This window comes from Thalassotalea crassostreae, from assembly GCF_001831495.1.
Taxonomy (GTDB): Bacteria; Pseudomonadota; Gammaproteobacteria; order Enterobacterales; family Alteromonadaceae; genus Thalassotalea_A; species Thalassotalea_A crassostreae.
The window spans coordinates 3,506,409-3,532,654 of sequence record NZ_CP017689.1; the positions used below are offsets into that span (position 1 = coordinate 3,506,409).

The 26,246-nt window shown below is 36.7% G+C and carries 24 protein-coding genes; 11 read left to right on the forward strand and 13 right to left on the reverse strand.

The window, feature by feature from the left end; translation table 11 throughout:
• Position 1: 1 nt before the first annotated feature.
• A complete protein-coding gene (locus LT090_RS15215; RefSeq protein ID WP_082897009.1) occupies positions 2-916 on the reverse strand; it encodes a cation diffusion facilitator family transporter in 915 nt (304 codons plus the stop codon).
• A gap of 148 nt (positions 917-1,064) precedes the next feature.
• On the opposite strand from LT090_RS15215, the gene trmL reads away from it, so the two are divergent.
• Entirely contained in the window at positions 1,065-1,529 is a 465-nt protein-coding gene (gene trmL / locus LT090_RS15220; protein WP_068544398.1) for a tRNA (uridine(34)/cytosine(34)/5-carboxymethylaminomethyluridine(34)-2'-O)-methyltransferase TrmL, read from the forward strand.
• A gap of 106 nt (positions 1,530-1,635) precedes the next feature.
• Here the strand turns inward: trmL and gpsA are convergent, their stop codons facing one another.
• The 4 genes from gpsA to LT090_RS15240 are packed head-to-tail and all read right to left on the reverse strand — an operon-like array spanning position 1,636 to position 3,899.
• On the reverse strand, positions 1,636-2,640 hold the full coding sequence (gene gpsA, locus LT090_RS15225; RefSeq protein WP_068544399.1) for an NAD(P)H-dependent glycerol-3-phosphate dehydrogenase: 1,005 nt from the start codon (positions 2,638-2,640) through the stop codon (positions 1,636-1,638).
• Between the two features lie 3 nt (positions 2,641-2,643).
• The gene (secB, locus tag LT090_RS15230) at positions 2,644-3,138 is read right to left on the reverse strand and encodes a protein-export chaperone SecB (RefSeq protein ID WP_068544400.1); all 495 of its coding nucleotides are present in this window, start codon (positions 3,136-3,138) and stop codon (positions 2,644-2,646) included.
• A 53-nt stretch (positions 3,139-3,191) separates the two neighbouring features.
• Positions 3,192-3,449, reverse strand: coding sequence for a glutaredoxin 3 (gene grxC / locus LT090_RS15235; RefSeq protein ID WP_068544401.1), 258 nt, complete (start codon positions 3,447-3,449; stop codon positions 3,192-3,194).
• Between the two features lie 24 nt (positions 3,450-3,473).
• Complete coding sequence (locus tag LT090_RS15240; RefSeq protein ID WP_068544402.1) at positions 3,474-3,899, reverse strand: rhodanese-like domain-containing protein; 426 nt, start codon at positions 3,897-3,899, stop codon at positions 3,474-3,476.
• Positions 3,900-4,162: 263 nt separating this feature from the next.
• On the opposite strand from LT090_RS15240, the gene gpmI reads away from it, so the two are divergent.
• Positions 4,163-5,707 carry a 2,3-bisphosphoglycerate-independent phosphoglycerate mutase gene (gpmI, locus tag LT090_RS15245; protein WP_068544403.1) on the forward strand — a complete coding sequence of 515 codons (1,545 nt, stop codon included), beginning with the start codon at positions 4,163-4,165 and terminating at the stop codon, positions 5,705-5,707.
• A 40-nt stretch (positions 5,708-5,747) separates the two neighbouring features.
• Positions 5,748-6,878 (forward strand): murein hydrolase activator EnvC family protein, encoded by a 1,131-nt coding sequence (locus LT090_RS15250; protein WP_068544404.1) that lies wholly within the window; start codon positions 5,748-5,750, stop codon positions 6,876-6,878.
• Between the two features lie 139 nt (positions 6,879-7,017).
• Here the strand turns inward: LT090_RS15250 and LT090_RS15255 are convergent, their stop codons facing one another.
• Entirely contained in the window at positions 7,018-7,581 is a 564-nt protein-coding gene (locus tag LT090_RS15255; protein WP_068544405.1) for an RDD family protein, read from the reverse strand.
• Between the two features lie 250 nt (positions 7,582-7,831).
• Between LT090_RS15255 and LT090_RS15260 the strand changes: the two genes are divergently transcribed.
• On the forward strand, positions 7,832-8,617 hold the full coding sequence (locus tag LT090_RS15260; protein ID WP_068544406.1) for a divergent polysaccharide deacetylase family protein: 786 nt from the start codon (positions 7,832-7,834) through the stop codon (positions 8,615-8,617).
• A gap of 315 nt (positions 8,618-8,932) precedes the next feature.
• Here the strand turns inward: LT090_RS15260 and LT090_RS15265 are convergent, their stop codons facing one another.
• From LT090_RS15265 to prsT, 3 genes are all read right to left on the reverse strand, one after another.
• Complete coding sequence (locus LT090_RS15265) at positions 8,933-9,595, reverse strand: PEP-CTERM sorting domain-containing protein (RefSeq protein ID WP_068544407.1); 663 nt, start codon at positions 9,593-9,595, stop codon at positions 8,933-8,935.
• A 138-nt stretch (positions 9,596-9,733) separates the two neighbouring features.
• Positions 9,734-10,534 carry a S1 family peptidase gene (locus tag LT090_RS15270; RefSeq protein ID WP_068544408.1) on the reverse strand — a complete coding sequence of 267 codons (801 nt, stop codon included), beginning with the start codon at positions 10,532-10,534 and terminating at the stop codon, positions 9,734-9,736.
• A complete protein-coding gene (gene prsT / locus LT090_RS15275) occupies positions 10,527-13,268 on the reverse strand; it encodes an XrtA/PEP-CTERM system TPR-repeat protein PrsT (RefSeq protein WP_068544409.1) in 2,742 nt (913 codons plus the stop codon). The genes LT090_RS15270 and prsT overlap by 8 nt, the downstream gene beginning before the upstream one ends.
• Before the next feature lie 322 nt (positions 13,269-13,590).
• Here prsT and xrt point away from each other — a divergent pair, with 322 nt between their 5' ends.
• Positions 13,591-14,928, forward strand: coding sequence for an exosortase (xrt, locus tag LT090_RS15280; protein ID WP_068544410.1), 1,338 nt, complete (start codon positions 13,591-13,593; stop codon positions 14,926-14,928).
• 17 nt (positions 14,929-14,945) lie between these two features.
• Here the strand turns inward: xrt and LT090_RS15285 are convergent, their stop codons facing one another.
• From LT090_RS15285 to LT090_RS15295, 3 genes are read right to left on the reverse strand one after another with little or no spacing between them, the layout of a single operon-like run.
• Entirely contained in the window at positions 14,946-15,776 is an 831-nt protein-coding gene (locus tag LT090_RS15285; protein ID WP_068544411.1) for a glycosyltransferase family 2 protein, read from the reverse strand.
• Between the two features lies 1 nt (position 15,777).
• Entirely contained in the window at positions 15,778-16,788 is a 1,011-nt protein-coding gene (locus LT090_RS15290) for a glycosyltransferase family 2 protein (RefSeq protein ID WP_068544412.1), read from the reverse strand.
• On the reverse strand, positions 16,767-17,870 hold the full coding sequence (locus tag LT090_RS15295; RefSeq protein ID WP_068544413.1) for a glycosyltransferase family 4 protein: 1,104 nt from the start codon (positions 17,868-17,870) through the stop codon (positions 16,767-16,769). The genes LT090_RS15290 and LT090_RS15295 overlap by 22 nt, the downstream gene beginning before the upstream one ends.
• 95 nt (positions 17,871-17,965) lie before the next feature.
• Here LT090_RS15295 and LT090_RS15300 point away from each other — a divergent pair, with 95 nt between their 5' ends.
• Positions 17,966-19,036, forward strand: coding sequence for a glycosyltransferase family 4 protein (locus LT090_RS15300; protein ID WP_068544414.1), 1,071 nt, complete (start codon positions 17,966-17,968; stop codon positions 19,034-19,036).
• On the opposite strand, the gene LT090_RS15305 is transcribed toward LT090_RS15300, so the two are convergent.
• The gene (locus tag LT090_RS15305) at positions 19,024-20,496 is read right to left on the reverse strand and encodes a hypothetical protein (protein ID WP_068544415.1); all 1,473 of its coding nucleotides are present in this window, start codon (positions 20,494-20,496) and stop codon (positions 19,024-19,026) included. The two genes, LT090_RS15300 and LT090_RS15305, sit on opposite strands and share 13 nt — an antisense overlap.
• 121 nt (positions 20,497-20,617) lie before the next feature.
• On the opposite strand from LT090_RS15305, the gene LT090_RS15310 reads away from it, so the two are divergent.
• The 5 genes from LT090_RS15310 to LT090_RS15330 all read left to right on the forward strand — a co-directional run bounded on the left by LT090_RS15310 (position 20,618) and on the right by LT090_RS15330 (position 26,131).
• Positions 20,618-21,715, forward strand: coding sequence for a GNAT family N-acetyltransferase (locus LT090_RS15310; RefSeq protein WP_070796010.1), 1,098 nt, complete (start codon positions 20,618-20,620; stop codon positions 21,713-21,715).
• Positions 21,716-22,028: 313 nt separating this feature from the next.
• Entirely contained in the window at positions 22,029-23,384 is a 1,356-nt protein-coding gene (locus tag LT090_RS15315; RefSeq protein WP_089152973.1) for a phenylacetate--CoA ligase family protein, read from the forward strand.
• A 211-nt stretch (positions 23,385-23,595) separates the two neighbouring features.
• Positions 23,596-24,366 carry an endonuclease/exonuclease/phosphatase family protein gene (locus LT090_RS15320; RefSeq protein WP_157726575.1) on the forward strand — a complete coding sequence of 257 codons (771 nt, stop codon included), beginning with the start codon at positions 23,596-23,598 and terminating at the stop codon, positions 24,364-24,366.
• A gap of 11 nt (positions 24,367-24,377) precedes the next feature.
• The gene (locus tag LT090_RS15325) at positions 24,378-25,514 is read left to right on the forward strand and encodes a glycosyltransferase family 4 protein (RefSeq protein ID WP_068544418.1); all 1,137 of its coding nucleotides are present in this window, start codon (positions 24,378-24,380) and stop codon (positions 25,512-25,514) included.
• The gene (locus tag LT090_RS15330; protein ID WP_068544419.1) at positions 25,514-26,131 is read left to right on the forward strand and encodes a polysaccharide deacetylase family protein; all 618 of its coding nucleotides are present in this window, start codon (positions 25,514-25,516) and stop codon (positions 26,129-26,131) included. Before LT090_RS15325 ends, LT090_RS15330 begins: the two co-directional genes overlap by 1 nt.
• Positions 26,132-26,246 lie beyond the last annotated feature (115 nt).

Sequence of the window (26,246 nt, forward strand, 5' to 3'; positions counted from 1 at the left end):
ATCATATATTTTTATGACCTACGACTGAGCTTGGATCTTGATGAATAAACACCTCCATGTGCTCAAACGACAACAACAATTGGTTTTCGATTTCATTGGCAATAAGGTGGGCTGCATACAAAGTTATTTCATCTGATAACTCAAGATGAAACTGCACAAACTTTATCTTACCAGCTTGTCTGGTTCGAAGCTGATGAAAACCTAACGCTTGCGGATGCTTATTAATGACGGCTGTAATCTTATCTAAATCATCTTGCTTTAATTCTTTGTCCATTAAGTCTTGAACACTGTTATAAATAATTTTTATTGCTGACACTAATAAAAATGAGCCAACTAAAACAGTAAAGATACCATCGGCATAATGCCATTTAAATTGACTCATCAGCAATGCGATAATAACGCCGACATTAAGCAATAAATCACTTTGATAATGCAAGGAATCAGCAGATATCGCGATTGAATTGGTTTTTTTAATGACTATCTTTTGCACAAACACTAAAGCCAATGTTAAGACTATCGCCAAAACACTAATAGCAATGGCTATATTGCTATGAGCGACGATTTCAGGATTTATGGTTCGTTCTACACCATGAATAAGCAACAATATTGCCGAGCCAATGACAAAAGATGATTGCATCAACGCCGCTAAGTTTTCTGCTTTACCATGACCAAATTTATGCTCTTCATCAGCGGGAGCTAAAGAATACTTCAAAATCATAAAGCCGGTTAACGAAGCAAACACATCAAGCAATGAATCTGTCGTTGACGCAAGCATTGCTGCAGAGTTAGAAATCCACCAGCCGTATATTTTTGATGCAACTAGAATCACCGCCACGACAATTGCAGCTTTACTGGCAAATTTAACTAAGCTTTCATAATCTTTATCTTGCACGACTTTTGTGGAGAGTTCATTCATAGTTATAGTAATGTTTATTTTAGTAAAACCTATTTTAACCTAAAATATAATTTAAGTCGGTAGATAAGTCATTGTATAATCAACCAACTTAAATTTAGGTGAATTTTACTTAGATTAAAAACTAATTTACATCAACCCTAGGAAAGTCATGTTAGATATTGTGTTATTCGAACCAGAGATCCCGCCAAATACCGGTAATATTATCCGTTTGTGTGCTAATAGCGGATTTCGACTGCACCTAATCGAGCCGCTAGCATTTGAAATTGATGATAAGAGATTGCGTCGGGCTGGTCTTGATTACCACGAATTTGCCAATTTGAAAGTTCATAAAAATTACCAAGCGTTTATCGAAGCCGAACAACCTAAACGAATTTTTGCATCAACAACCAAGGCAACTCGATTTCATAGCCAAGTTGACTTTCAATTAGGTGATTATATTATTTTTGGTTCTGAAACCAGAGGCTTACCAGATTCAGTTCGCGACTTAATTCCTAATGAACATAAAATTCGAATTCCAATGCTAGCCGATTCCCGCAGTATGAACTTATCGAACTCGGTTGCTGTGATTGTCTATGAAACGTGGCGACAATTAGGTTTTGATGGCGCGGTATAGTTGGATTGAGGTTAATTTAAGCTAATTTGTTACAAACAAAAAAGCTCAGATAAAACCAATGTTTTGTCCGAGCTTTTCTTTATCTGATAGATATTAGACCATCAATTTATTCGCTAGTTTGATCACGACCTAGAAGGTTTAATGCAGCTTGACGGGCCGGTAAATCTTGGTATAAAACCTGATAAACCTGTTCAACAATTGGCATTTCAACGCCATTGCGTTTAGCCAACATATAAACTTCTTTGGTATTACGATATCCTTCAACAACTTGACCGATATCAGCAATTGCTTTTTCAACAGTTTCGCCGCTACCAAGTGCCAATCCAAAACGACGGTTTCGAGATTGATTATCAGTACAAGTTAACACTAAGTCACCTAAACCAGCCATGCCCATAAAGGTAGCTGATTTTGCGCCAACAGCGGCGCCAAGACGAGTCATTTCCGCCAGACCTCGAGTGATTAATGCCGTTCTAGCATTCGCTCCAAATCCAATACCATCGGCAATACCCGCTCCAATGGCAATAACGTTTTTAACTGCGCCACCTAACTGAACGCCAGTAAAGTCATCGTTGTGATAAACCCGGAAGGTTTTCTCACAATGCAATAAACTGGCAATCGATTCAGCAAACTCAGCATCCGTTGATGCCAACGAAATCGCAGTAGGTAGTCCTGCCGCCATTTCTTTCGCGAAAGTCGGCCCAGAAAGAACCGCTAGACTCACATCGCTACCTAAGATTTCACTGGCGACATCTTGCAGCAATCGACCTTGTTCAGGATCTAAACCTTTTGTTGCCCAAGCGATTTTATGCTCTGTGGTTAACAAAGGTTTAATTTGTTCAAGCATTTGCACAAACGCATGACTCGGCACAACAATTAATAGATTGTTACTTGCCGCAATCGCCTTCTCAAGGTCAGATTCTAAGACTAATGAATCTGGAAAGCTAAAACCAGGTAAATACTTTTCATTACTTCGTGTTTTACTCATATCTTCGACATGAGCATCACTGCGTCCCCATAACAAAGTTTGATGCTTGTTTCTGGATAAACAAAAAGCCAGAGCAGTGCCGTATGAGCCCGCTCCGATCACACTAATTTCAGCTTTACTTGCCATAAATTAAGCGTCTGCCTTGTCTGTATTTGCTTGCGCCGCACGTTGTTGTACGTAATTAGCAAATAATGCATCAAAGTTAACAGGCGCTAGGTTTAATTGTGGGAATGTACCACGAGAAACCAAGCTGCTTACTACTTCACGTGCATATGGAAATAATGTGTTCGGACAGAAAGAACCTAGTGTATGAGCAAGTTGAGCTTCAGGCATGTTACCTACTGAGAAGATACCCGCTTGTTGTACTTCACATAAAAACGCTACTTTGTCACCAAGATTAGCAGTTACAGTTAGTGATAATACAACTTCAAACGTATCGTCTGCTAATTTAGTAGACTTAGTATCTAGGTCCAATTTGATTTCAGGCGTCCATTCTTGTTGGAAAGCCGCTGCGCCTAGTGGAGATTCGAAAGAAACGTCTTTTGTGTATACACGTTGGATAGCGAATGTTGGTTGCGCTTGCTCTTCAGCACCTGCTGCTGGGTTTTGGTTTTCTTCAGCCATTTTTAATTTCCTAATTTTGTTAAATTGTAGACCATATAAGTTTTATATGGTGTTTATTCTTCGAGTAACGCATCAAGACGCTGCTGATAAGCAAGTGTCATTAAATCATCACAACCACCTATTGGTTTGTCGTTGATGAATATTTGTGGCACTGTCATGCCACCGTTACTGCGTTTGATCATTTCAGCCCGACGTTCGGGTTCAAGATCAATACTAATTTCTTCATAACTTACTTGTTTCTGATCCAATAACGATTTTGCTCGGACACAAAAACCACAAGTACGTCGGGTATAAATTTCTACTTTAGCCATGTTAACTCCCAATAAAATGCCAATTTATTTGGCTACTGGTAAACTGGCACTTTGCCAAGCAGAAAATCCGCCTTTTAAAACAAATACCTTTTCAAAACCAGCGCTGGTTAATTTATTTGCAGCTTTCACCGCACTAAGACCAGCCGTACATACAACAATAATGGGTTTGCTTTTAGCATTTTCAAGAGTAGCGATGTCATTTTTATCAATTTTTTCTGCAGAAATATTTTTCGAGCCAATAATATGGCCTTTATTAAATTCTTGTTGTTTACGAATATCGACGATGACACCGTCTTCACGGTTGACCAACATGGTTAATTCTTGAGTATTTACCTCTTTCACCTTAGAAAGTTTACTTTTTACAGTGATAAATACCAACATAGACACGATTGCCAGCCACATCATGCTTAACATTTGATTGTTGGCTGCGAAAGTAAGAAGCTGTTCCATAATTTTTAAATTACTCTAATTTATGATATCTGCATTAGATATGCTGTGGGCTTAAAAAACACACAAGTATACCTTTTGCGGTTAAAGTTACCAGTGAATATACGTTGATTTAAGGAAAATAAACAGCAGTTGCAATTATTTTTCCGTATTGCAATATCAATGCTAGCCGTAGCGCATCATTTTTGGCAAAATCAATGTTAATTAAAAGTTGATGAACGCAGATCCAGTTAACTGGGTCACTAAATAAATGACAAAGGGTCGACATGAACAACAAAAAACCTATGGTGCTATTAATTCTCGATGGTTGGGGATATCGCGAAACTACTGACTCAAACGCGATTTTTCATGCTAATACACCTGTTTTAGACAAGCTAATGCAAGAACGTCCAAATATGTTAATCGAAACATCAGGAATGGCCGTTGGTCTACCGGATGGACAAATGGGTAATTCAGAGGTTGGTCATGTTAATTTAGGCGCTGGTCGTATTGTTTACCAAGACTTTACCCGCATCACTAAAGCGATTGAGACCGGTGAGTTTACCAGCAATCCAGCATTAGTTTCAGCAATCGATAAAGCAAAGGCAAATGACAGCGCCATACATGTATTTGGTTTAATGTCACCAGGAGGTGTTCATAGTCACGAAGAACATATTTTTGCACTACTTGATATGGCTAAAGCAAAAGGCGCTAAGAAAGTATACTTGCACGCATTTTTAGATGGTCGAGATACGCCGCCGAGAAGCGCTAAATCATCCCTAGAAAAAGCACAGCAAAAGTTTGCTGAACTTGGTAATGGCCAGGTTGCTTCTATTATAGGAAGGTATTATGCAATGGACCGTGATCAACGTTGGGATCGAGTTGAAAGTGCTTACGACCTGATGGTCAGCGGTAAGGGAGATTTTACCGCTGCGTCGGCAGTTGAAGGCCTTGAACAAGCGTATCAACGTGATGAGAATGACGAATTTGTCGCAGCAACGGCAATAACTGATGCACAAGGTAATTGCATTGAAATCAATGACGGTGATTCAATGATTTTCATGAATTTCCGCGCCGATCGTGCTCGTCAATTTAGCCGCTGTTTTACTGAACCTGATTTCTCAGGCTTTGTTAGAAAGAAACAACCTAAACTTGCCGATTTTGTTATGTTGACCGAATACGCTGCAGATATTGATGCACCGGCAGCCTACCCACCTGAAGCTTTAAATAACGTACTTGGTCAATGGATGGAGAAGCACAACAAAACCCAGTTGCGAATTTCAGAAACCGAAAAATATGCGCACGTTACTTTCTTTTTTAGTGGCGGCCGTGAAGACGAATTTAATGGCGAGAAACGTATTTTAATCCCTTCACCACAAGTGGCAACTTACGATCTTCAACCTGAAATGAACTCCACTTTGCTTACCGACAACTTAGTCGAAGCGATCGATAGTCAAGAGCATGATTTAATTATTTGTAATTACCCAAATGGCGATATGGTTGGCCATACCGGTAAATTTGATGCTGCGGTAAAAGCATGTGAAGCAGTTGATGCATCGATAGGTCGAGTATTGGCGGCATTAGAAAGAACGGGTGGTGAATGTTTAATAACTGCCGACCATGGTAATGCTGAAATGATGGTAAATAGTTCAACCGGTCAAGCACACACTGCCCATACTTGTGAGCCAGTACCACTTATTTACGTAGGTCGTAATGCTAAAGTAGCCACTCAAGGTGCATTAAGTGACATCGCACCAACGTTACTTCACTTAATGGCGATGGAACAGCCGACAGAAATGACAGGCCAAACATTGATGACAGTTTGTGATTAAAGACCTGTCTGCTTATTTCACCAGTAAACTAGCAAAGACAATGTCTACATTGTCTTTGCTAAGCTGTGCATTTTTTGCCAGCGCAATCTTGCTAACTTCAACCGCAAAGGCAAGCAAAGATGATGCCCAAAATGACCTATCACAAGTTAAATCAAAGATAGAACAACAAAAACGTCAACTCGAAGAAAACAATAAGCAGCAAAAAGAGATTGTGGCGAAGTTACGCGAGGACGACCTTAAAATCGCCGATACTGCCGCCAAAATGAATAAAACAAAAAAGTCACAGCAGCAGACAAGAACAAAAATTACTGAGTTGAAAAAACAACAAGCGGTATTAGAAACAAAAAAGCGCCGCCAAGAATCAGCACTTGGCGAACAAATACGTAGTGCATACTCAAGTGGTACTCATGATTATTTGAAACTGCTTTTGAATCAACAAAAACCTGATAAAGTACAACGCACTCTAACTTATTATCAATATCTCAATGATGCTCGCATGAATAGCATCGAAGAGTTTGAAGTGATCCTTAAAGAACTATCTCAAGTCGAACAAGAGCAACAACAACAGGCTAAAAAACTTGAACAACTTGTGGCAAAGCAGCTCGAACAGAAAAAAGAAATTGAGCAACAACAAGCACAACGTCAAAGTACCCTTAAGTCATTAAACTCTAAAATACTTACGTCCAAACAACGTTTAAATAAGCTAGAAAATGAAGAAAAATCTCTTATTCAAACATTAGCGCGTATTCAAGCACAATTACGAAAACAAAAAGAGTTAAATGGTTTAAGTAAATTAAAACGTAAACTGAAGTGGCCTGTTAAAGGTTCGATTAAAAACAGTTTTGGCACCAAAAAGCAAGGATACTTGCGCTGGAAAGGGGTGCTAATGAGTGCTCGTGTTGGCAGTGATGTTACGAGCATCCATAATGGTACGGTTCTTTTTGCAGATTGGTTGAAAGGTTATGGTCTAGTTATTGTAATCGATCATGGAGATGGATACATGAGCCTTTATGGCCATAACCAAGCGTTGTTGAAAAATGTTGGTGACCGCGTAGAAATCGGCGAATCAATCGCCTTGGCGGGACAAAGTGGTGGCCAACGTCAACCTGGAGTGTATTTTGAAATTCGCCATAAAGGCAAACCGGTTAATCCAAAACTCTATTGTAGATAGCTGTTATCTATAGCGGCAAGGTTGATAGTATCAGATAGGTTGCAGACAAATTACTGGTAACAAAAAAGCGACTTTCTAGTCGCTTTTTTGTTTTTATAATTAGACGCTTAATAAAAGTTTATACTATTAGCTTCTTAACTTAAGCAACGGCATGTGTCGCTGCATTTGGCTTCACCACTACGATTGTACCTGCCAACATATCTTGTATTCCTTGGCACTTTTTATTCAATAGCATAACCAACAACTCACTCATCAGCCAGTAACCAAATAGTGTTGCGCAAAGGGCAGCTTGTGCTGGCAGAAACTCTGCGTAATAGGCTTCGCGTGCGAAGAAACTTTGTTCTGCAAATAAACCAAAATCCATGCTAACGAGCGCCGCTAAAGCCATCCCTGTCGCTATAACAGAAAAACCAATATCAATCGCACTTCGTTTGAATGAACGATTAAAGTCTATGCGCTCATAGTTGGTAGATAACACCATAATACCGAGAAAATGCTTTCCGAAAGTTGCACCGTATTTACCGTGAAAGTAATAACCATAATAGCTATAAGCAAAATGAGAAAAGACTACAGAAATAAGTGCAACACCGATATTAATGAACGCAAGTGACGAAAGTATTAGACTTGGTACTACTATTATCACGCCATCAATGACGTTAGCCATCATTCGTTGCCAAACATTTGCATAAACTAAATTCTTCATAACCGATCTCTCACAAGCACTTTTAATGCCCTAACCATACTGCTAATTAAGAGTGTAATCAAGTTGTAACTAAGTTTAATTGCTTTGTAACCCTTGCTACATAAGGCTTTGTAAATATTGAGTTATTATGTGATTAATATTTTTTAAATATTTTGCTAAGCGCTCGATCTTATTAAACTTTATTGATATGCTCGTAGTTACAAATAACTCTGTTTGTTCAGAGTAAAAATTATAAAAATAAGAATTTTCTGTGCGTATATTATTTTCCTTTATTATTTTTGTATCGTGTTCAGCCTTAGCCAACGCTAATAGCAAAATCGCCATTGTTATTGACGATATAGGTTATCGCTCGACTGACAAATCCGTTTTAAACCTTCCTAAACAAGTTACTTTTTCTGTATTACCTCATACGCCTTTTGGCCGTGAATTAGCTGAAAAAGGTAATTTACAGCAGCGTGACATATTGCTTCATGTTCCTATGGAATCTATCAACAATCTATTATTAGGTCCTGGAGCGATTACATCAGAAATGGATGAAGAAGCCGTTAAAAAGACCTTAGCGGCATCGGTTGCAGATATTCCACATGTCATTGGCGTAAATAATCATATGGGTAGTCGCCTAACACAACTTGAGCGCCCAATGCGCTGGACAATGCAGTTTTTAAAAGAAAATGATTTGTTCTTTTTGGATTCAAGAACGAGTCGATACTCGCAAGCAGGATATGTTGCAAAAGATACTGGTGTTCCGGCATTGAATCGCAGAATTTTTCTCGACAATACAATCAACGAAGAGTATATCGAAAAACAGTTTTTAAAACTTATCCAAATTAGTAAGCGCGAAGATGTGGTCATTGCGATTGCTCACCCACACCCAGAAACAGTTAATGTGTTAAAACGAATGCTACCTATGCTAAAGAGCAACAACATTGAGTTGGTGAGTATTTCAGAGTTATTGCCCGCTCAAAATGCCAGCTTAATCGCAACTGAATCTTCAAGTGCTAGCAATGAAGCCATCGCTGCAATTGCGCCCAAATAAAAAAAGAAAACAGAAAACAGAAAAAGAACAAAAGAAAAACCAAACTATAGATAGTTAAAAACTCTAGTAACGCTTTCGGAATAACAACCGCTTACAAGTCGCCCTAGTTTGTATCAGCTCTTAGCATTAAGAGATGCGCTGACTAGGGAAAACCGCTTTCTCAGTATCGCCCCTTCGCCTTTTACTTAAATAAATAATGCTAATCATTAATACAAAAATAAAATTTCGACTTTCAAACCGATTTTTAGACAAAAAAATAGCCAGATAAAATCTGGCTATTTTGCTACTCAATTATATAAAATAATCTATAAAACTTTATAAGCGAGCGCTTTTTCTACGGCTTGCTACAAGACCAAACAAACCTAAAGCAAATATAGCTACGGTTCCTGGTTCTGGGACATTAACATTAGTACCTGGACGACCAGGTTCTATAGATGCACCAGTGATATATCTATCGGTACCATCATGTGCAACAGTAAACATCGTACCAATTTGAACTACGCCCCCGAAATATGATGAAACCGGATCACCATGACCCACTCGAGTAAAAGCATCGAACTGTACTTCTTTACTTTCGTTCGCAGCATTAGTGAATGCAAAGTATAACGTTTCAAGTTCTTCTAAGTTATCATCACTTCGGTCTAGACATTCATTCGCTTTACTACCATCATTTTCGTCATTTATCGTAACGCCAACCCCAGGTGCTTTACAAACCCCCAGTCCGGCGTCATCCCAATCAAAATAAACAAATGCATCTACTTCATCTTGACCTGCACCATAAGTTGCAGTGATGGTTAAAAATAAATCCCCACCTAAATCAAGTGTAATAGAGTCCCATATACTTTCCCCTACATTGGGTTGCGCTAATGTATCTGGACCATCACTATCAGCCATGGCTTCAAAATCTAATATAATTGCCTGAGCTGTACTAACAAATCCGAAAATACAAAATATAAACATAACTAAAAGTTTTTTCATTTTGCTCTCCTATTAATTTCGTTTCTTATCAATAGTAGTACAAGCAATTAAGGTGCCATCATTTAAAAAGCTTACAAATACAACAACCTAAGTTTTTTACATCTGTTCTCTCAAACAAAAATGTAAAGTTTTCTGACACTATTTACTTGCCCTATATTCGATATTAATATTTTCTTTCTGAATCATTTCTTGTAAATAACGCACAGGAATCGCATAAGTGATACCGCTTGGGTCACTGATTGCTGATTCCTTAGTTCGTTTTACGAAAACCTTATTAATTATTCCAATTACTTCGCCGCTATCTTGCAGATATAGTGGACTACCACTGTTTCCTGGGTACGCCACGGCATCTAACTGATAAATCATGAACGGGTTTTTCAATGTTTTTATTTGTGCTGCTGTCAATTGTTTTGCATCATTTGCGGGTATTACAACAGGAGTTGTCGCGGCAATGATGCCTTGATGAGTCGCCGGATATAAACCAAGCACAGATCCAATTGGAAAGCCGGTAAAAGCAATTGCTTCGCCGTCATTGCGGAATGATTTTTTTGCTAAAGTTAACGCCGGCAATGCTGAACCTTGGATTTTTAATAGCGCCAAATCATGTTGTTCAGAAAATGCCTCAATTGTGACACTTCTTATATCGCCTTTCTTGCCCCTTCCGCTAAAAATAACCCGATGAGCTTTATCAGCTAGTATCTCTTTCGGCTTTACAACGTGGTAATTAGTGACAACATAGAGGCCATTGCCGATAACAAAACCACTTCCATAAAGCTGATTTTGCGGGCTTAGGTTTGGATCATAAATGCCCACCCCAACAATACTCGGCTTAACTGCCTTTACAGTTTTCTGTAGAGTGTTATGCGCCATAGCAGGTGCATTAATTAACACCATTATGAGCACACAAATAAAGCGAATATTGATATTGTAGTTACTCATTTAATAAATCACTTACTCGCTTTTTATTTGCTGAATCAGGTATTCCATCCAGCACAGTTTTAGCGTCCACCAATTTATCGATGTGGATAAGTGACTCAGCATAATGCAATAAAACTTCTTCTTCATTTGGTAATTTAGTCACTACAATGGAAAGCAATTTAAACGCTTCCTGGTAATTTCCTTTACGCATATGGGCAACCGCTAAAGTATCTTGTATCTGCGGACGCTCTGGGGCAAGTTCTATTGCTTCTTTCGCGGCAATTAAAGCTCGGTCATACTCTCCTACCATAATAGCCGACCAAGCAAGGTTGTTTAGTGCAACAAAATTTCCAGGTTTTTCATCGACTAATTTTTGATAATAGGTTAACGACTTCTGTGGTTCTACTTTGGTGTTTAATTCTGCCATAATATTAGATAATACCGGCCTTTCGCCAAACTTCTCGATCCCAGATTCGACCACTGCTAACGCGTCGTTATTACGACCAAGATTCTGTAAGACTTGAGTGTAGCGATAAAGAGACTGTACTGTCGGTTTTTGCTTATATGACGCTTCAACAAATCGCAAAGCAGATTGGTTATCTTTGATTGCCATATAATATTGACTATTCACGCTTAAGAATAACTGCTGATCCACTTGAGCAGCATCAACTTTATCGAGCACCTGCTTAGCGCTGTTATAAGATTTGCTCAATGTCAGATAATTTACTTCATACAATAGAAGGTTTTTCTTCGAAGGAAATCGTTCTTGTGCCTTCTTAACTTCAGTAAATGCTTGTTGATGTTTTTTCTGAGCTTCAAGAGCAAATAATATTCCATTTTGAGCAACAAACGATGTTGGTTTTACACTTTGTAGTTGCCTAAATAACTGCTCCGACAATACATATTGTTTGGCTCGAAATGCCATTTGAGCATAAGTAGTTAGATAAATAGCATCGTTATTAGCTTGTTGCTTTACAACTTTTAAATCAGCAAGAGCTTGTTCTCGGTTACCAGTGTTCTCTAATGTCTTTGCTCGAGCAATGCGATAAATCAAATTTTCTTCAATGTTTTCGATTTTTTGTTCAATAAATTCTAATGCAGCGTTTTGATCTTCTATACGACCCGAAAGATTAACCAATAATTCAATACCTGCAGAATGGTTTGGATTAATATCAAGTAATTTTTTTACTAGCTCAAAACTACGGTTATAACGTCGTTCGCTATATTCATAGGAAGCAATATTCAACAGCGCGCCAATACTTTCAGGGTTTACCGTCAATGCTTTTTCAAAAGCTTGTATTGCTAGTTGCCGGTTTAGTTGACTCTGCCAAACGATACCCTGTGCTAAATAGCCACCATCTTTATCGGGAAAATCATTCACCCATGAGTTAGCAACAGTCATTGCATCTTGATATTGTTTGTTTTGAATAAAATTATATAACAATGCTAATCTGGGCTGCTGGAACTCAGGATCGGTTGCAATTGCTTGGTTCAAGTCTTCAACTCCAGAAGTATCATTTACCGATAACTTGAATACGCCTCTCTTACTTAACATTTGTGCATCGTTCGTATCAATGTCGTCCATTTTTTGGATGTATTCTTTAGCTTTTTTACTGTCTCCAGATTTTAGCAACGCCACACTCGCGCTAGCTAACAACTGAAAATCAGCTTCACTAATATCACCTAAAGAATCAATAACAGCTATAGCATCTTCGGTATAGCCTAATTGCAGTTTTACTTGCGTAAGTATTTGTTTGGCGAAATGATTATTCGGTAAACTATTTTCAATAGGCGCTAAATGATGATATGCCATTTCAACGCTATCTATTTTGTAAAATGCAATACCTGCGATCATATTCGCTTTAAATAAATCAGGTTGGTTAGTTAATGCTATTGATGCATATTCCGTTGCTTCTTTATAATTCCCATTTCGTAATTGAACTTCAGCTTTAAGTTCATTCACGATGGCAGAACTTGGAAAACCTTTTAGTAAACTATTGATATGCTGTTCAGCAAGTTCAAGGTTATTAGCCTGAATAAGTACATTAATGTGATTTATTTGAACAACAAGATTGTGAGGGTGTTTGTCAATGTATCGTTCAAAACCAGATAGTGCTTGTTCATAATTTGCATCGAGCACATAAAGATTAGTCAGTAATAGTGTTGCATCGTCAAATTCAGTGTCATTTTCTGCAAGCGATTCTGTTAATTCTATGGCCAACTGTAATTGTTGTTCGTTTGCGGCAACCCAAGCTTTCGCCAACTTATGGTAAAAATTTTCAGTTTGCTCAAAAGCCAAGGTTTTAGCTAGTAGCTGCATTCCTTGGTCAAAATTAGAAATTTGTGATACACCAATTCCAACTAGTGAATTAATCGTCGTTAAAGTATCTGGTTCAAGGCCAGATTGAGAATCAATGAGTTCAATCGCCCTGTTTGTATCTCCAATATAGAGATTCACTCTAATTAGCTCTGGTAATATATGATTTGCATCGCCACCTAATTCAAGAGAGCGATTGAATTCCTTTTGTGCTCCAGCAATATTGCCCGTTCGTAAATAACTTTGCGCTAAAAGAAAGCGGCTATGAGCAACCTCTTTATTAATCTTCACCGCATTTTTAAGCTCAATAATCGCTTCTTTATACGACTCTTTACTCATCAATTGCTCGGCACTTGCAATATATTCTTGTTCAGACTTTTTTGGACTACATGCCAATAGACAGGCACATACTGTGGATATTATCAGTTTATTTTTCATTTCACATCCCTTGAGGTTAGTTGCTCATTAACGCATAACCATTTGTGATTTATCATTATTTTATTTGTTAACTAGTATAATGTTATATATTTAAGCAATTAATAAGTATAGATGAAAATTTAATGAATATAAGCTAAAACTTATATTAATATTAACAAGATCATTACAACCTTGTTTAGCAGAATATAAACTGTGGCCGTATAACTACTTTCAAATAAATAAGAGAATTATAGCGAGTCAATATAGATTACTAAAAAGCAAAGTTATGTCTATACTCACAACAGCAGCTAATAAAAAATAAAATGGATATTTACAGCTAACAATGAACGATACTAATAATAAAAAGAGTTTAAACACCTTGTTTGTGTTGGCACTAATACATGTCTTATGGCTATTGTTAAATTGGCCGATCATGCAAACACTTGTACGTTATAGTTTTGATGATGGCACATATTCACATGCGTTTTTAATTCCAATTATTACTGCTTACTTATTCTATGTTTTGTGGCAAGAAGGTAAATTAACATTTTCAGAAAAAATTAATTATCCTATTCTCGTTTTACTTGCTATCAGTGCCTTAAGTTTTATCCAGGTCTATTCTGCACAAATTAGTCTATTATACTGGACGCTATCCTTAGGCGTTCTTGCCTTATCAACGACACTTATTTTTAACAATCGCCTTATCGTTTTTGCCGCTTGTTGCTATTTAGTTTTTCTATTCCCTATATGGAACGGTCTCACCACACCGTTGCAGCAGCTTTCAACCTGGGTGAGTAGTTTTGTATTGAGCCTAACAAGTATTCCAATTTATGTTGAAGGAGCTTTTATATCGCTACCTGCAGGTAAGTTTGAAATAGCCAACGGCTGCAGCGGACTGAGATATTTACTGGTGTCGCTAGCAATTAGTTACCTATACACGTTTCTCTATATTAAGTCGGTCAAAAACAGTGTTACTTTCTTGATTTTTGCGATTCTTGGAGCACTGATTACAAACTGGATTCGCATCATTTTGTTAATTCTTATCGGTCAGTATACTGAAATGCAATCACCATTAATGACCGATCATAATAATTTTGGTTGGTTCCTCTATCTACCTTTCTTGATTGTGTTATTTTTTCTAGGTAACCGTTTAAGTACGCCACAAAATCAGGAGAGCTGCGATGAAGTAAATGATGGAAATAATGATAGTAAAGCAAGCCTGCATTTGCCGTCTACCATTATTGCAACAATGGTATTAACTCTATCGGCAAGCTTTTGGTTCTCTTTTGGCAAAGCGGAGATGGTAGAGGCAAGTGAATCTCTATATGAACCTAAAATATTTAATTATTCTGGCAAACAAAAGAACAATGACGGCGATACAGTTTCGATTCATTACAGTTATCAATGTGGTGACCTCGATTGTAAACCAACCTTTCACGAAAATAATTTAGTTCCAAACGGTTGGAGAATCGTATCGACAGACAGATACAATGATAAGCTAGAGCTAGTTGTAAGAAATCGAAACCAATACGCTAAAGTAACTGCTTGGTACCAGTTAGATCAATATAGAACAGGTAAAGCGAGTGCCTTTAAGTTACAGCGACTTAAGCAGTTTCCATTTTCACGGCAAGAGCCTGAATTACATTGGCAATTACAAAAGTGTCCAAAGCAATGTAAATAGTTAGTTCTTTGGAGTCGCTAGGAAATATGTTTTAGCGTTTGGGACCACAACAATTTTCTTAAGATAGACGCGCTAAAAAACATTAACTTGCCTTCAAAACCTGGGCACTTTCCACCAGAAGTCATAAGTGCTGTGTAGATAAATATTCTGCGTAACTCAGGGTGTTGTTTATATAAAGCCCAATGCTTCCTCAATAATTGCAAACTCGCTTTGAATAGTTTACGCCCACTAGATGATGTGTTTCCGTGCTGCATACGGCGTAATTTGATTAGAGGTTGAGATATAAACCCTATACGAACGCCAGCTAATGCTAACCTTAATGATAATTCATGATCTTGCTTTGCTCTAAAGTCAGGATCAAACATGCTTACCCCCAACAAAGCTTTTTTACTGATTAACCAAGATGTCGGTAAAATATGAGTATCAAGCATTAAATCGGTGTATTTAAGTTCAAATGGTTTATCAACAAATTCTTTAATAACGCCTGAATGATCGAATATTTGCACACCTGTATGACAAGAGTCAAAGTGAGGATTTTTTTCTAAAAACTCAACTTGCATTGCTACTTTATCCGCAAGCCAAACATCATCTGCATCCAAAAATGCTACCCATGGATAATTAGCTGCTTCAATGCCGTAATTGCGAGCGACAGCAGATCCCTGATTGGAATTCAATGTAATAACGATGATATCTTCATACTGAGCCAAAAATTCATCCGCTTTTTTACCATTTCCATCATTTACAACAATGATCTCCTTCACCGCATAAGATTGCTCTTTGATTGACTGATAGGCCGAATCAAAAAACTCATAGGCGTTGTAAAAAGGAATTACGACACTAATTTCCATTTTATTCTTCTATACTATTTTTATTGAAATGACGAGAGCTAAAGAAATTGACTGATTGTTCAATTGGGTCAGTCAATGGATCCCATATAGGTATGAATATCCTACGTACCTTCGCTAGCCCCGACGTTATAAAGTTAGCAATAGGTATAGGTAAATACAACCACCGACAAAATAAAAAAACACTTCGGCGAAATATCCATAAATATACGCCCGGTTCAGAGTAAAACTTATATCCCCAGCGTTGTTCGAATAACCTAGATGAGTACCAAGCTCGTTTCTTTGACCAGCGATAGAAAAAATATTTCATATCGAACCAGTTCATTCGCGTCGCTAAATTATCAAATATCACTATTGACTTAGGTTCTGATAACACTTTATAACCCATGCTCTTCAATTGTAGGCCAATATCAATATGCTCTCGTACTACCATTTCTGGTAAGTCTAGTTTTTTTAATACTCTAGTTTTAAACATAACGCCGTGGAGCTCAAACATGTCTGACGATCTTACTTCTTTGGGAATTTCATCTGGCAATGCTCGTCTATAGTGTTTATCTTCGATTAGATAATAATCAGCATTAGCAGCGACTATTCTTATTTCATTGGTGTATAAATGATTTCTTAATTGGGCTCCTTGATCTACCCCTTCCGTCTCTAGCGTCAATGGATTTACCACCGCTACGTCATGTTTTCCAAGACAAGCCAATAATGGTGGCAACCAATTAGCAGTAAGTCGCGAGTCGTTGTCCAAAAGCATTACAGCTTCAGTCTCAATATAAGGACAAGCAGCGGCAAGTGCTTTCATTGGGATAATTTTTCCAAGAGTTAACACTTCTGCATTATCTTTGGTCGTTATAAACGCATCAATTTGCTGGCGAATCGCTGTTGGGTAGGCAAGATCGAGAATGATTAACCTGAACGCTTGTTCTGTATGCAAATAGATTGTTTCAATGCAATCTATAATTCCTGAGTAGCGATCTCTAGGAGTAACAATTATTGTAACAACTGCTTCCATCTAGATACCTTTCTTTTTGTAATTTGTATAAACAAATTCTCATAATCTGAAATCATATCATCAATTAAAAAATGTTCGTTGATATGATGAGCCCCTGAAAGGCCCATTTGTTTACGTTTATTTTGATCATTAATTAATGTCTTAATTGCCACCGCCAATTGTGCTGGTTGACGAATATCAACTAAGATACCTGTTTTCTGATTTATTACTATGTCTTGAATACCACCTATTTTAGTCGCTACAACGGGTTTTCCTGCTAAACCACTTTCTATGAATACTAAACCAAATGCTTCTTCTCTTGATGGTTGGACAAAAATATCGCAGCAATCTAACCAAGGGTTAACGTCTGCAAGTTGACCAACCAGCTCAACATTACCTTCTAATTCTAAGGTATCGATTTTGTCTTTAATAAAACCGATCTCTTGTGTACTGCCAGTGCCGGCGATATAAAGATAGAAAGAGCTTTTATCAATCATGCTCAACGCATCTAACGTATCACTATGTCCTTTGATTTCTCCCATGTGACCAAGGCTTAACAAGATGCATTTATTCTCGACAATATTAAGTTTTTGTTTTAATTCAGCAACCATTGATTCATTAGGTAACGCTCTAGGATTAACACCACCATGAATAGTTGTTAAACAATCTAATGGAATATTAAGCTGGTTATGCAACCTCATTAAGCGCTCGCTTGAAACTGCAACAAAATGAGTTGCTACAAATTTAACCAAACTATTAATTCTAGACGGCAAGTATCTCGTTAGATTCGAACGATGAACAGTTGCTACCATTGGTGTTTTGGTTAACCAGCCAGCAATACCTGCGATTAATTGTGTTTTCTCACAATGAGCGTGGATGACATCTATATCGTGCTGTTTTATCAGTTTGACCAATTTTAAAATTATCCGCCATGGTATTTTCGCATCACATGGCAATATAATAAGCGATTCGATATCGAATTTTTTATCAGGTTCAGCTAAAGAGGCAACAACAACATGGTTACCATTAGCCCTTAGACCGTTGACTGTTTGTTTAATTCGTACAGAACGTCCACCTAAATATAAGCTCTGTACGATTTCCAATATATTGATAAAGAATGCCTTAGTTTCAAAATGTTATTTGCAGCTTGAGTAATATTTGTAATACTTAAACCAAGATTAGTACTAAAAAAATTAATATGCCAAATAATCCTTCATTAACAATTGTACATTTACCATCCAGTTTAAATATTGGTGGTGCCGAAAGATTTATAATCGATTTATGCCAACAACAAAGTGATGATGGTTTGACGACGAAAATAATGTCATTTGGTAATCCTGATGATGCGCTAATTGATGAGTGTAATCGAGTAAATATTGAAACATTAACGGTGAGCAAATTTAAGCCTTTTGCGTTATTCCAAATCTTAAGTTATATACTCAGCTGTGACGTGATACATATACATTCTCCCTATGTACTTAAGTATCTAGTGCCTGTCCTTCCTATACTTAGCCGTAAAAAAATTATTTATACTCGCCATGGCTCAGCTTTACTTAACGAACAGCACTGGGTGAAAATACATCGCCAGTGTATGAAGTATATTGATCATATGACTTTTGTATCGGATGAAGGTAAAGCAATATTTTCGAATATTCATGGTTGGTCGAAGATAAACAAGACGGTGATTGATAATGCAATTAAATTACCTCAATTTGATAAGGCACCACAACCAAAGGGGAAATTACGTTTAGGCTCTGTTGGCCGTATGATCGATCTTAAAAATCAGATAAGTCTTTTACAAGCTGTAAACTTGCTCACCATGGAAGAGCAACAACGCCTTATCATTAACTTTTTTGGCGATGGCCCTCGACAAGGAGAGCTTGAAAGCTTTGTCGCTGATAACCTAGCTACCATGGATATCGTTTTTCACGGTATGGTGCAAGACCGACGAGATATCTATGGCAAAATAGATGTCCTTGTCGTGACTTCAGAAACTGAAGGTTTATCACTCGCTATCATTGAAGCAATGGCCAGCGGCAGCGCAATTTTTGCCAGTAATGTGGGTGGCAACCCTAAATTGGTTAAAGATGGCATTAACGGCTGGCTATTTGAATACAATGATATTCGTCATTTAGCACAAATAATTTCTGATTCTCTAAATCAAGCGCAAGTGATAACCGATTTTTCAGCTAAAGCCAAACAACAAATAGAAGAGCAATTTTCATTACAAAACTGCGCGCAAAAATATCAACTGATTTACTTGGAGTAATAACCCGACTGTTGTAACAACCAGTTAAGGTTGCCATTGCCATTAAACCACCAGTTAAATTTTCGTAATGGATATATCAGCCATACACTCGAATTTTTCTTTAGGCCCATCGATCTTTTACAGGTAGTTAGCAATTTATCTAGCATTAAAAAGTTATTATCTATATTTTCATTATCTATTTTAGCCAAATATGTGCCAGTAGCCACCATTCCCGCGACATCACATGCATGGTGCATATCTGACCACGGATTATCATCTTGGTAAATTGATGGTTCAAAAAAGCTTAAATAATAAGGAATAGTCAACCCAGCAATATGATTTCCTTTTGCTATATAGGTTCCATTATTTATAACTTGATTAGTAAACGCTTTAATTAATTGCTTACTGCTGACATCGCCTGTCAATTGATAATAACGCCAAAGTTGCGCCGTTAATAGCGCATTCATCCATGGCGAACAAACCAAATCTTTAGCTTTTCCACCTTCATGCGCACCTCTATGATGAGCAACACACCCGGATTGCTTGTCGCTATACATATATAAACTCGACATGGTGCCAGAAATTAAATCATTAATTCTCTGTTTTGCTTGTTTCGACGAAGTCAATTCCCAATAATTAATCGCTGCCGCTAAGGCGATTGATAAATGACGCTCAGTCCAAAACCTCGTAGATAATTTGTATTGAGTCGGCCATACTAATGAATTCTGATAAAACTTTTCGATGACATTTCGTATGCTCGCGCGCGGGTTAAATATATAATCCATGAGTAAACCTTGAGAGGTTAGATATTTTAAATCTGCCCCCTTTTTCAAGGTAAAATAACCATCGTTATTAATATTACCTAAATAGAACTGCGCAGCACGTTGTGCTTCTACTTTTATTGATTCATCACCAGTTTTTAAATACAACTGATATAAGGTAAATGGACGGTCGTACAGCCAAGGCGATGGAGTATCTAAAGTAGGGATTTTTCGCTTGCTAGCACTGATTTTCTCTTCATCAGTAACAAAACTGGAAAAATTGAGGTAAGCATTATCAAACCAATTGTCAATCTTTCTATCATCAACCAATAGAGGTGCATAAAGAATATTTGCCAGCCAGTTTCTAGGTAATTCAATCCCTATTACAAGAACTACATCATCGTTGAACGTTTTAATACTTTGCTGTTTAGGTGAAGACCAATCTAATCGATATTCAGCGTTAGCAGTAATGCCTTTAGGCACTTTAATTAACAAGCTTCGAATTGAGTCAGATTCAGGCCAAAGTAAAACGCTTTCAGCGCTAAACTCAACAATTTTGTCACCTTGAGTTAGCATTAGAGTATCGTTGTTAGACAGGGTATGTTGCGGAAAAGGGATAACAAAAGCGGTGTTATATGAGCCACCACTTTTAGCACTAAACTCAACATATTTGCCTTCTTCTGCAGAAAAAATATACGGAGAAAATAGTACTACCGACATTAACCAAAAAATTACTTTTAAATAGGAAATAACGCTCTCCTTCCTTGAACCTGTTTATTAACTGTAGAGCAAAATAATTATTTTTAAGTTTTTTTATATATATATCTGACGAAAACGAAATTTGTGTATAGAATTAATAGAGCAATCAATTGATTATAAGACCTTGAATTTAAAAATAATAACAAATTTAGATGACTTCTTTTCGCTGCAACATCAATGGCAGCAACTGGTAGTCAGCGCACCACAATTAAGCTTTTCCGTATATTGGGAATGGCTCAGTTTATGGTGGGAAATCTATGCGAACTCAGATGACCAACTTTATGTAGTTTGTTGCTACAAACAACAACAGCTTATCGCCATTGCACCATTTTATTTAAAAAACGACAGTTTATATTTTATCGGTACTGGTGAGCCTGAACATGAAGAGGTTGCTAGTGAATACCTTGACATAATTTGCGCAATTAATGACGGTGAAGAATGCGCTAAAGTTATCGCTGAGAATATAAATGCTAATACTGCAATTCAACATTGTTATTTCTATAATTTTTTAGCAAGTTCAACAATCGCCAAATTTTGTGATCAAGTGACTCTTAAATTTATGAAGCGAAAGGTTGTATCTGGAACTCGCTATTTGCGCTCATTGAATACACCAATGAAAAATAGTAAAACAATGTTGCGATATCAGAAAAAGTTTATTCAATTAAATGGGCAAATTAAACCAACAGCATCACTAGAAGAATTAGAACTTCATTGGCAATCATTAATAGAATTACATCAGCTTCGTTGGCAAAAAAATGGTAAGCCAGGTGTATTTTGCGAAGAAAAGTTTATTAGATTTCATCAAAGATTTTGCAAAATAGCACTACAGAAAAATTATTTAGAGCTTTATGTGATGATAATCGATGAAAAGCCGATTGCAGCATTTTACGGTTTTCGAAACCAACAAACGGTTAGTTTTTATCAAGGCGGCTTTGATCAAACATTTTCCCCTAACATTTCTCCGGGTAAATTATTGCACTTTTTGCTAATTGAGCAATTCAAAAAGGGTAATATTGCATTTTATGACTTTATGAAAGGATCTCAAAAAGATAGCTACAAAGAGCAACTTTGTAACCAAAGTGAGTCTATGTATAACGCAACTTTGCATAGAAAAAACGCCTATAATTTGCTTTACACGCTGAAGTTGTTGGTCATTAAGCTTAAAGAACATTATAAATAGCCCCTTAATTATATAGACATTCAAAGTACCAACTAAGACTTTTATATAAATTCAAGAACCGAGGATTATGAGGAACCTATGAGATTAGTTACAGCAAGATATGAAATCTGTTTCATTCTACATTTTTGAAGATAGCTCGAATGAGAACTAATAATAAGGTATCTTCTAAGCAGATTGGATTCATTAAAACAATAGAGTCGCCTTTTTCTGTATCAAAAAAAGTCTGTAGCGACAATTAAATTTCAGGAATTAGTGTTATTTTGTTTTTTAGAACCACGAAAATTTATTCTTTCACATCCTCAATGGTATATTGATGAAAAATATATACGGTATTATTTTTAACCGCTTTTTATTCCCTTTCTACTGTAAGGTAGTAAAAAGTACGCCTTTATTAGATGAATATCAAAGTGCAGAAAAAAGGCTGACTTGGTCAAAAAAAGAGTTAGAATATTACCAATGGAAGCAACTGACTCGTTTATTGAAGCATTGCTGGAACAATATCCCCTACTATAAAAACTTATGGCTAAAGCATGGCATTACTAATATTGATGAAATCAAATCAATGGAAGACTTTAATGCATTACCTGTACTAACAAAAAACGACGTAACCAACCACTTTTCGCAACTGGTTTACAACACATCAAACAAAGCAAATATTAAAAAGTCCACGGGTGGCTCTACAGGACAACCATTTCATTTCGAACTAGACTATTTAAGTAATGAAAAACGTCAGGCAATAATGTGGCGAGGCTACAATTGGCTTGGAGCGGGCTTAGGAGCCAAAGCATTGTTTTTATGGGGCACCGGCGTTGGGGAAGAGTCGCTATTAAGAAAATGGAAAGAACAACTTTATCATCGTTTTTATAATCGAAAAATATTAAATACGTTTACAATGTGTGATAAAAACATGATGGGTTATATTGATGAAATTAATCAATACCAACCTGAAGCTTTAGTTTGCTACACAACTCCAGTCTATGAACTTGCGCGCTATATTATTCGTGAAAAGATTACCGTTCATTCGCCAAAATCAATTTTAACAGGTGCAGAAGCGCTACTAGACTTTCAAAAAGAAACGATTGAAAAGGCATTTAAAGCACCTGTATATAATACCTACGGCTGTCGAGAATTTATGCTCATTGCGGCAGTCTGTAAAGAGAATAATAGTTTACACATCAACAGTGACCATTTATTGGTTGAAACCATTAACCATGATGGTAAAAGGATCCAAAATGACATTGGCGACATTGTGATCACAGACTTATCTAATTATGGCATGCCTTTAATTAGATATGTGACCGGAGATACTGGAAGCTTAACTGATAAACCTTGTGCTTGTGCAAACCCTCTTCCTGTTTTAAAGAAAATTTCCGGTAGAAAGCTCGATATCATCAAGTGCCCATCGGGCAATATTATTCCTGGAGAATTGTTTCCGCACTTATTGAAAGAGGTTAAGAGCATACTCAAGTTTCAAGTGATTCAAAAAACAATCGACTCTATCACTATCAATCTAGTTGTTTCAGCAAAATTTAATGACAATGATAAAACTTTCATCGAAAATGAAATCCACAAATATGATGATAACCAGTTAACAATTCACTTTAACTTTGTCAATAGTATTCCGTTGACTGTAAGTGGCAAACATCGAGTAACTATTTGTGAAATTTAGTCTCAAGATAAATAAGTTAAGGTGCAGCAATTTTATTTTTAACCTGTTTTGCTGCATGTTTATAGTCATTATTTTTTTACCATATTGGCAAAACAACTCTTCATTAATCTTATTTAAGTATGCAATAATTTTTGCGCCACGTTGGTGGTGCCTATTTTTGCCTATACTTTTAGTGTTTTTTTGGAAGCAGTTGTCGCGAAAGAAACGTGTCTTGAGCGGCATATTTACGCTTTTTTCCTTATCTTTTTTAGGGTTCAATCTATCCAATATAAATATTCTCGACCATAGTTCAAAGCAATCCTTAACTATACTTAGTGCGAACTTAGGAGGTGGAGGTAAACTAGAGGAATTACAAAACCATTTAATAAAAATAAAGCCTGATATAGTAGCGCTACAGGAAGCCAATAAGCAGCGAATAACCGATTTTTTCGAAGATGACTGGAACGTATCATGTTCTGGGCATTTATGTACTCTAAGCCGCTACCCTCTTGAAAAAGACACTAGTTTACAAAGAAATTCATTAGGTGGCTGGGGAGTGTTTTTGCTGTCGCATTCAATAATTATTAATGATAATAAAGTAAACTTTGCTAACATTCATTTAGATACCCCGCGCAGCGCATTAACGGGTTTACTATACGCTGATTTTGATACCAGCATAATAAAGGAAGTAGATGACAATAGAACAATTGAAGCTGGAGTGGTGAAAGCCTGGGTAAATAAGTATGATAATGTTGTTCTAGCTGGCGATTTTAATATGCCAATTGATGAAAATATTTATCATCAAAACTTTAACACGCTTGAAAATGCCATTGATGTATCAAGTTCAGGATTCAATTATACTAAATTTACTAAATGGCACGGTATTCGAATTGACCATATATTATTTACCAAAATATACGACGCAGTTTCTTCTGATGTGCTTAACGACGTAGGTGGTGATCATCACCCTGTTGTAGCAACATTGGCGATAAAAACAGAGTAAAGACATCATTAATGACGAATAACAAAGCAAAAGATCCAATGGTGATCATATCGAACTTATACCCATTGCCTTGGGAGCCTAATAGGGCAACATTTAATTTTAAACAGTTTGGCTTATTAAAAGATCTGTATGACGTACACATACTTGTCCCAGTTGCTTTTACCGCTTGGTTTAAAAATAGAAAGCAAATAATAAACAACGAAAAACTTCGATACGTCCCTTACTTTTACACGCCTAAAGTCGGCCGAAGATTTTATTCCGCATTCATGTTTTTATCACTGTTATTCACTTCTTACTTTTGGCTAAAAAAAATTAACCCCAAAATTATTTTTTCCAGCTGGGCATATCCAGACTCAGTGGTAGCCAGCTGGTTAAGTAAATTATTAAATAGCTCTTTTTATTTTAAAGTTCATGGCAGTGATATCAACTTAGGTAGCCAGAATTTACCGATAGCAAACGCCATAATAAGATCTTCAAAAAAGGCAAAAGGAATTGTTTCGGTATCTAAAGCATTAACCAATAAGATGGTTGCTCTAGGTATTAACAAAGATAAAATTCGAACTATCTATAATGGCGTTGACCACAATAAATTCAGTGCGTTACCGGTAACATCCCAAGAAAAACCTTACATTTTATTTGTCGGTAATTTAAAAAATGATAAAGGAGTAATCGAGTTAATAAAAGCTTTTACATTAATAGATAAAGCGCATAGCAATTATCAATTAATATTCATTGGTTCTGGCCCAATGGATAAAGAAATGAATAATCTTATCGAACAACATAATTATGAACCAAAAGTGACCTTGCTCGGCTCTCTACCTCACGATGAAGTAGCAAAATATATTGCTAGCGCAAGCTTGCTCGCATTGCCTAGTTACCATGAAGGTGTACCGAATGTATTATTAGAAGCGATGGCGGCTGGAACTCCTTTTGTCGCGACTGATGTGGGAGGGATCCCTGAGATAATCGAGGACGGTGTAAATGGTATTTTAGTTCAACCAAAAACCATCGAACCTTTAACTCTGGCTATTGAACAAGCACTTTCAAAGCAATGGGATAAAAAAGCAATTCAAAAATTAAGTGAAAAATATTCATGGCAGACAAACCAACATGAATTAAATCAATTATTTACAGAGGGGATAATGTAATGACAAGTTCCGTTATCAAATATTTTATCCCAAATAAAATTTTAGCCTTCAAAGAGTCTCGTGCGAGTAAAGATATTTATTTAACTTTTGACGATGGTCCAACACCAATTGTCACTGAACAACTGCTTTCATTACTTAGTAAGTATAATATCAAAGCCACATTTTTTATGATTGGTAGTAATATTGAAAAACACCCTGAAATAGCCAAATCAGTCGTAGATAATGGCCATTCGATTGGTAACCACTCACTTACACATAAAGAGTTTCCATCATTATCTTTTAAGCAACAAGTAATCGAAGTTGAACAGACTAATAAACTTATAGATTCATTAAAAGCTTTTAACAAAAAGCTATTTAGAGTCCCTCGCGGTAAATGGACGATTTTTATTTTATTTTATTGCTTTATATCTAAAATAAGAGCCATTCATTGGAGTTTAGACTCAAATGATTATCAAAAGTCTTCAATAAACTCCCTAATAAATAGATTGAAAAATCAACCGCTGAAAAATGGCGAGATAATTTTATTTCATGATGATCATAACCTCTCTATAGAAATTCTGGAGGTCATGATTCCGATATGGCTTGATGCCAACTTTAAATTTAGAACGCTAAGTTAGATCATAACGTAGTGTCATGATTTAATTGATTCGGTTTATCGCCGTCTAAACAAGAAAAGAAATTATGTTTCCTGTTCTGGGCTATCTTGTAGCTCACGAACCGTGTCATTATGTC

Excerpts from the sequence above, each read along its gene's own strand:
- LT090_RS15215 (WP_082897009.1), bottom strand. The coding sequence starts at position 916 with ATGAATGAACTCTCCACAAAAGTCGTGCAAGATAAAGATTATGAAAGC.
- trmL (WP_068544398.1), top strand. The coding sequence starts at position 1,065 with ATGTTAGATATTGTGTTATTCGAACCAGAGATCCCGCCAAATACCGGT.
- gpsA (WP_068544399.1), bottom strand. The coding sequence starts at position 2,640 with ATGGCAAGTAAAGCTGAAATTAGTGTGATCGGAGCGGGCTCATACGGC.
- secB (WP_068544400.1), bottom strand. The coding sequence starts at position 3,138 with ATGGCTGAAGAAAACCAAAACCCAGCAGCAGGTGCTGAAGAGCAAGCG.
- grxC (WP_068544401.1), bottom strand. The coding sequence starts at position 3,449 with ATGGCTAAAGTAGAAATTTATACCCGACGTACTTGTGGTTTTTGTGTC.
- LT090_RS15240 (WP_068544402.1), bottom strand. The coding sequence starts at position 3,899 with ATGGAACAGCTTCTTACTTTCGCAGCCAACAATCAAATGTTAAGCATG.
- gpmI (WP_068544403.1), top strand. The coding sequence starts at position 4,163 with ATGAACAACAAAAAACCTATGGTGCTATTAATTCTCGATGGTTGGGGA.
- LT090_RS15250 (WP_068544404.1), top strand. The coding sequence starts at position 5,748 with ATGTCTACATTGTCTTTGCTAAGCTGTGCATTTTTTGCCAGCGCAATC.
- LT090_RS15255 (WP_068544405.1), bottom strand. The coding sequence starts at position 7,581 with ATGAAGAATTTAGTTTATGCAAATGTTTGGCAACGAATGATGGCTAAC.
- LT090_RS15265 (WP_068544407.1), bottom strand. The coding sequence starts at position 9,595 with ATGAAAAAACTTTTAGTTATGTTTATATTTTGTATTTTCGGATTTGTT.
- LT090_RS15270 (WP_068544408.1), bottom strand. The coding sequence starts at position 10,534 with ATGAGTAACTACAATATCAATATTCGCTTTATTTGTGTGCTCATAATG.
- prsT (WP_068544409.1), bottom strand. The coding sequence starts at position 13,268 with ATGAAAAATAAACTGATAATATCCACAGTATGTGCCTGTCTATTGGCA.
- xrt (WP_068544410.1), top strand. The coding sequence starts at position 13,591 with ATGAACGATACTAATAATAAAAAGAGTTTAAACACCTTGTTTGTGTTG.
- LT090_RS15285 (WP_068544411.1), bottom strand. The coding sequence starts at position 15,776 with ATGGAAATTAGTGTCGTAATTCCTTTTTACAACGCCTATGAGTTTTTT.
- LT090_RS15290 (WP_068544412.1), bottom strand. The coding sequence starts at position 16,788 with ATGGAAGCAGTTGTTACAATAATTGTTACTCCTAGAGATCGCTACTCA.
- LT090_RS15300 (WP_068544414.1), top strand. The coding sequence starts at position 17,966 with ATGCCAAATAATCCTTCATTAACAATTGTACATTTACCATCCAGTTTA.
- LT090_RS15305 (WP_068544415.1), bottom strand. The coding sequence starts at position 20,496 with ATGTCGGTAGTACTATTTTCTCCGTATATTTTTTCTGCAGAAGAAGGC.
- LT090_RS15315 (WP_089152973.1), top strand. The coding sequence starts at position 22,029 with ATGAAAAATATATACGGTATTATTTTTAACCGCTTTTTATTCCCTTTC.
- LT090_RS15325 (WP_068544418.1), top strand. The coding sequence starts at position 24,378 with ATGACGAATAACAAAGCAAAAGATCCAATGGTGATCATATCGAACTTA.
- LT090_RS15330 (WP_068544419.1), top strand. The coding sequence starts at position 25,514 with ATGACAAGTTCCGTTATCAAATATTTTATCCCAAATAAAATTTTAGCC.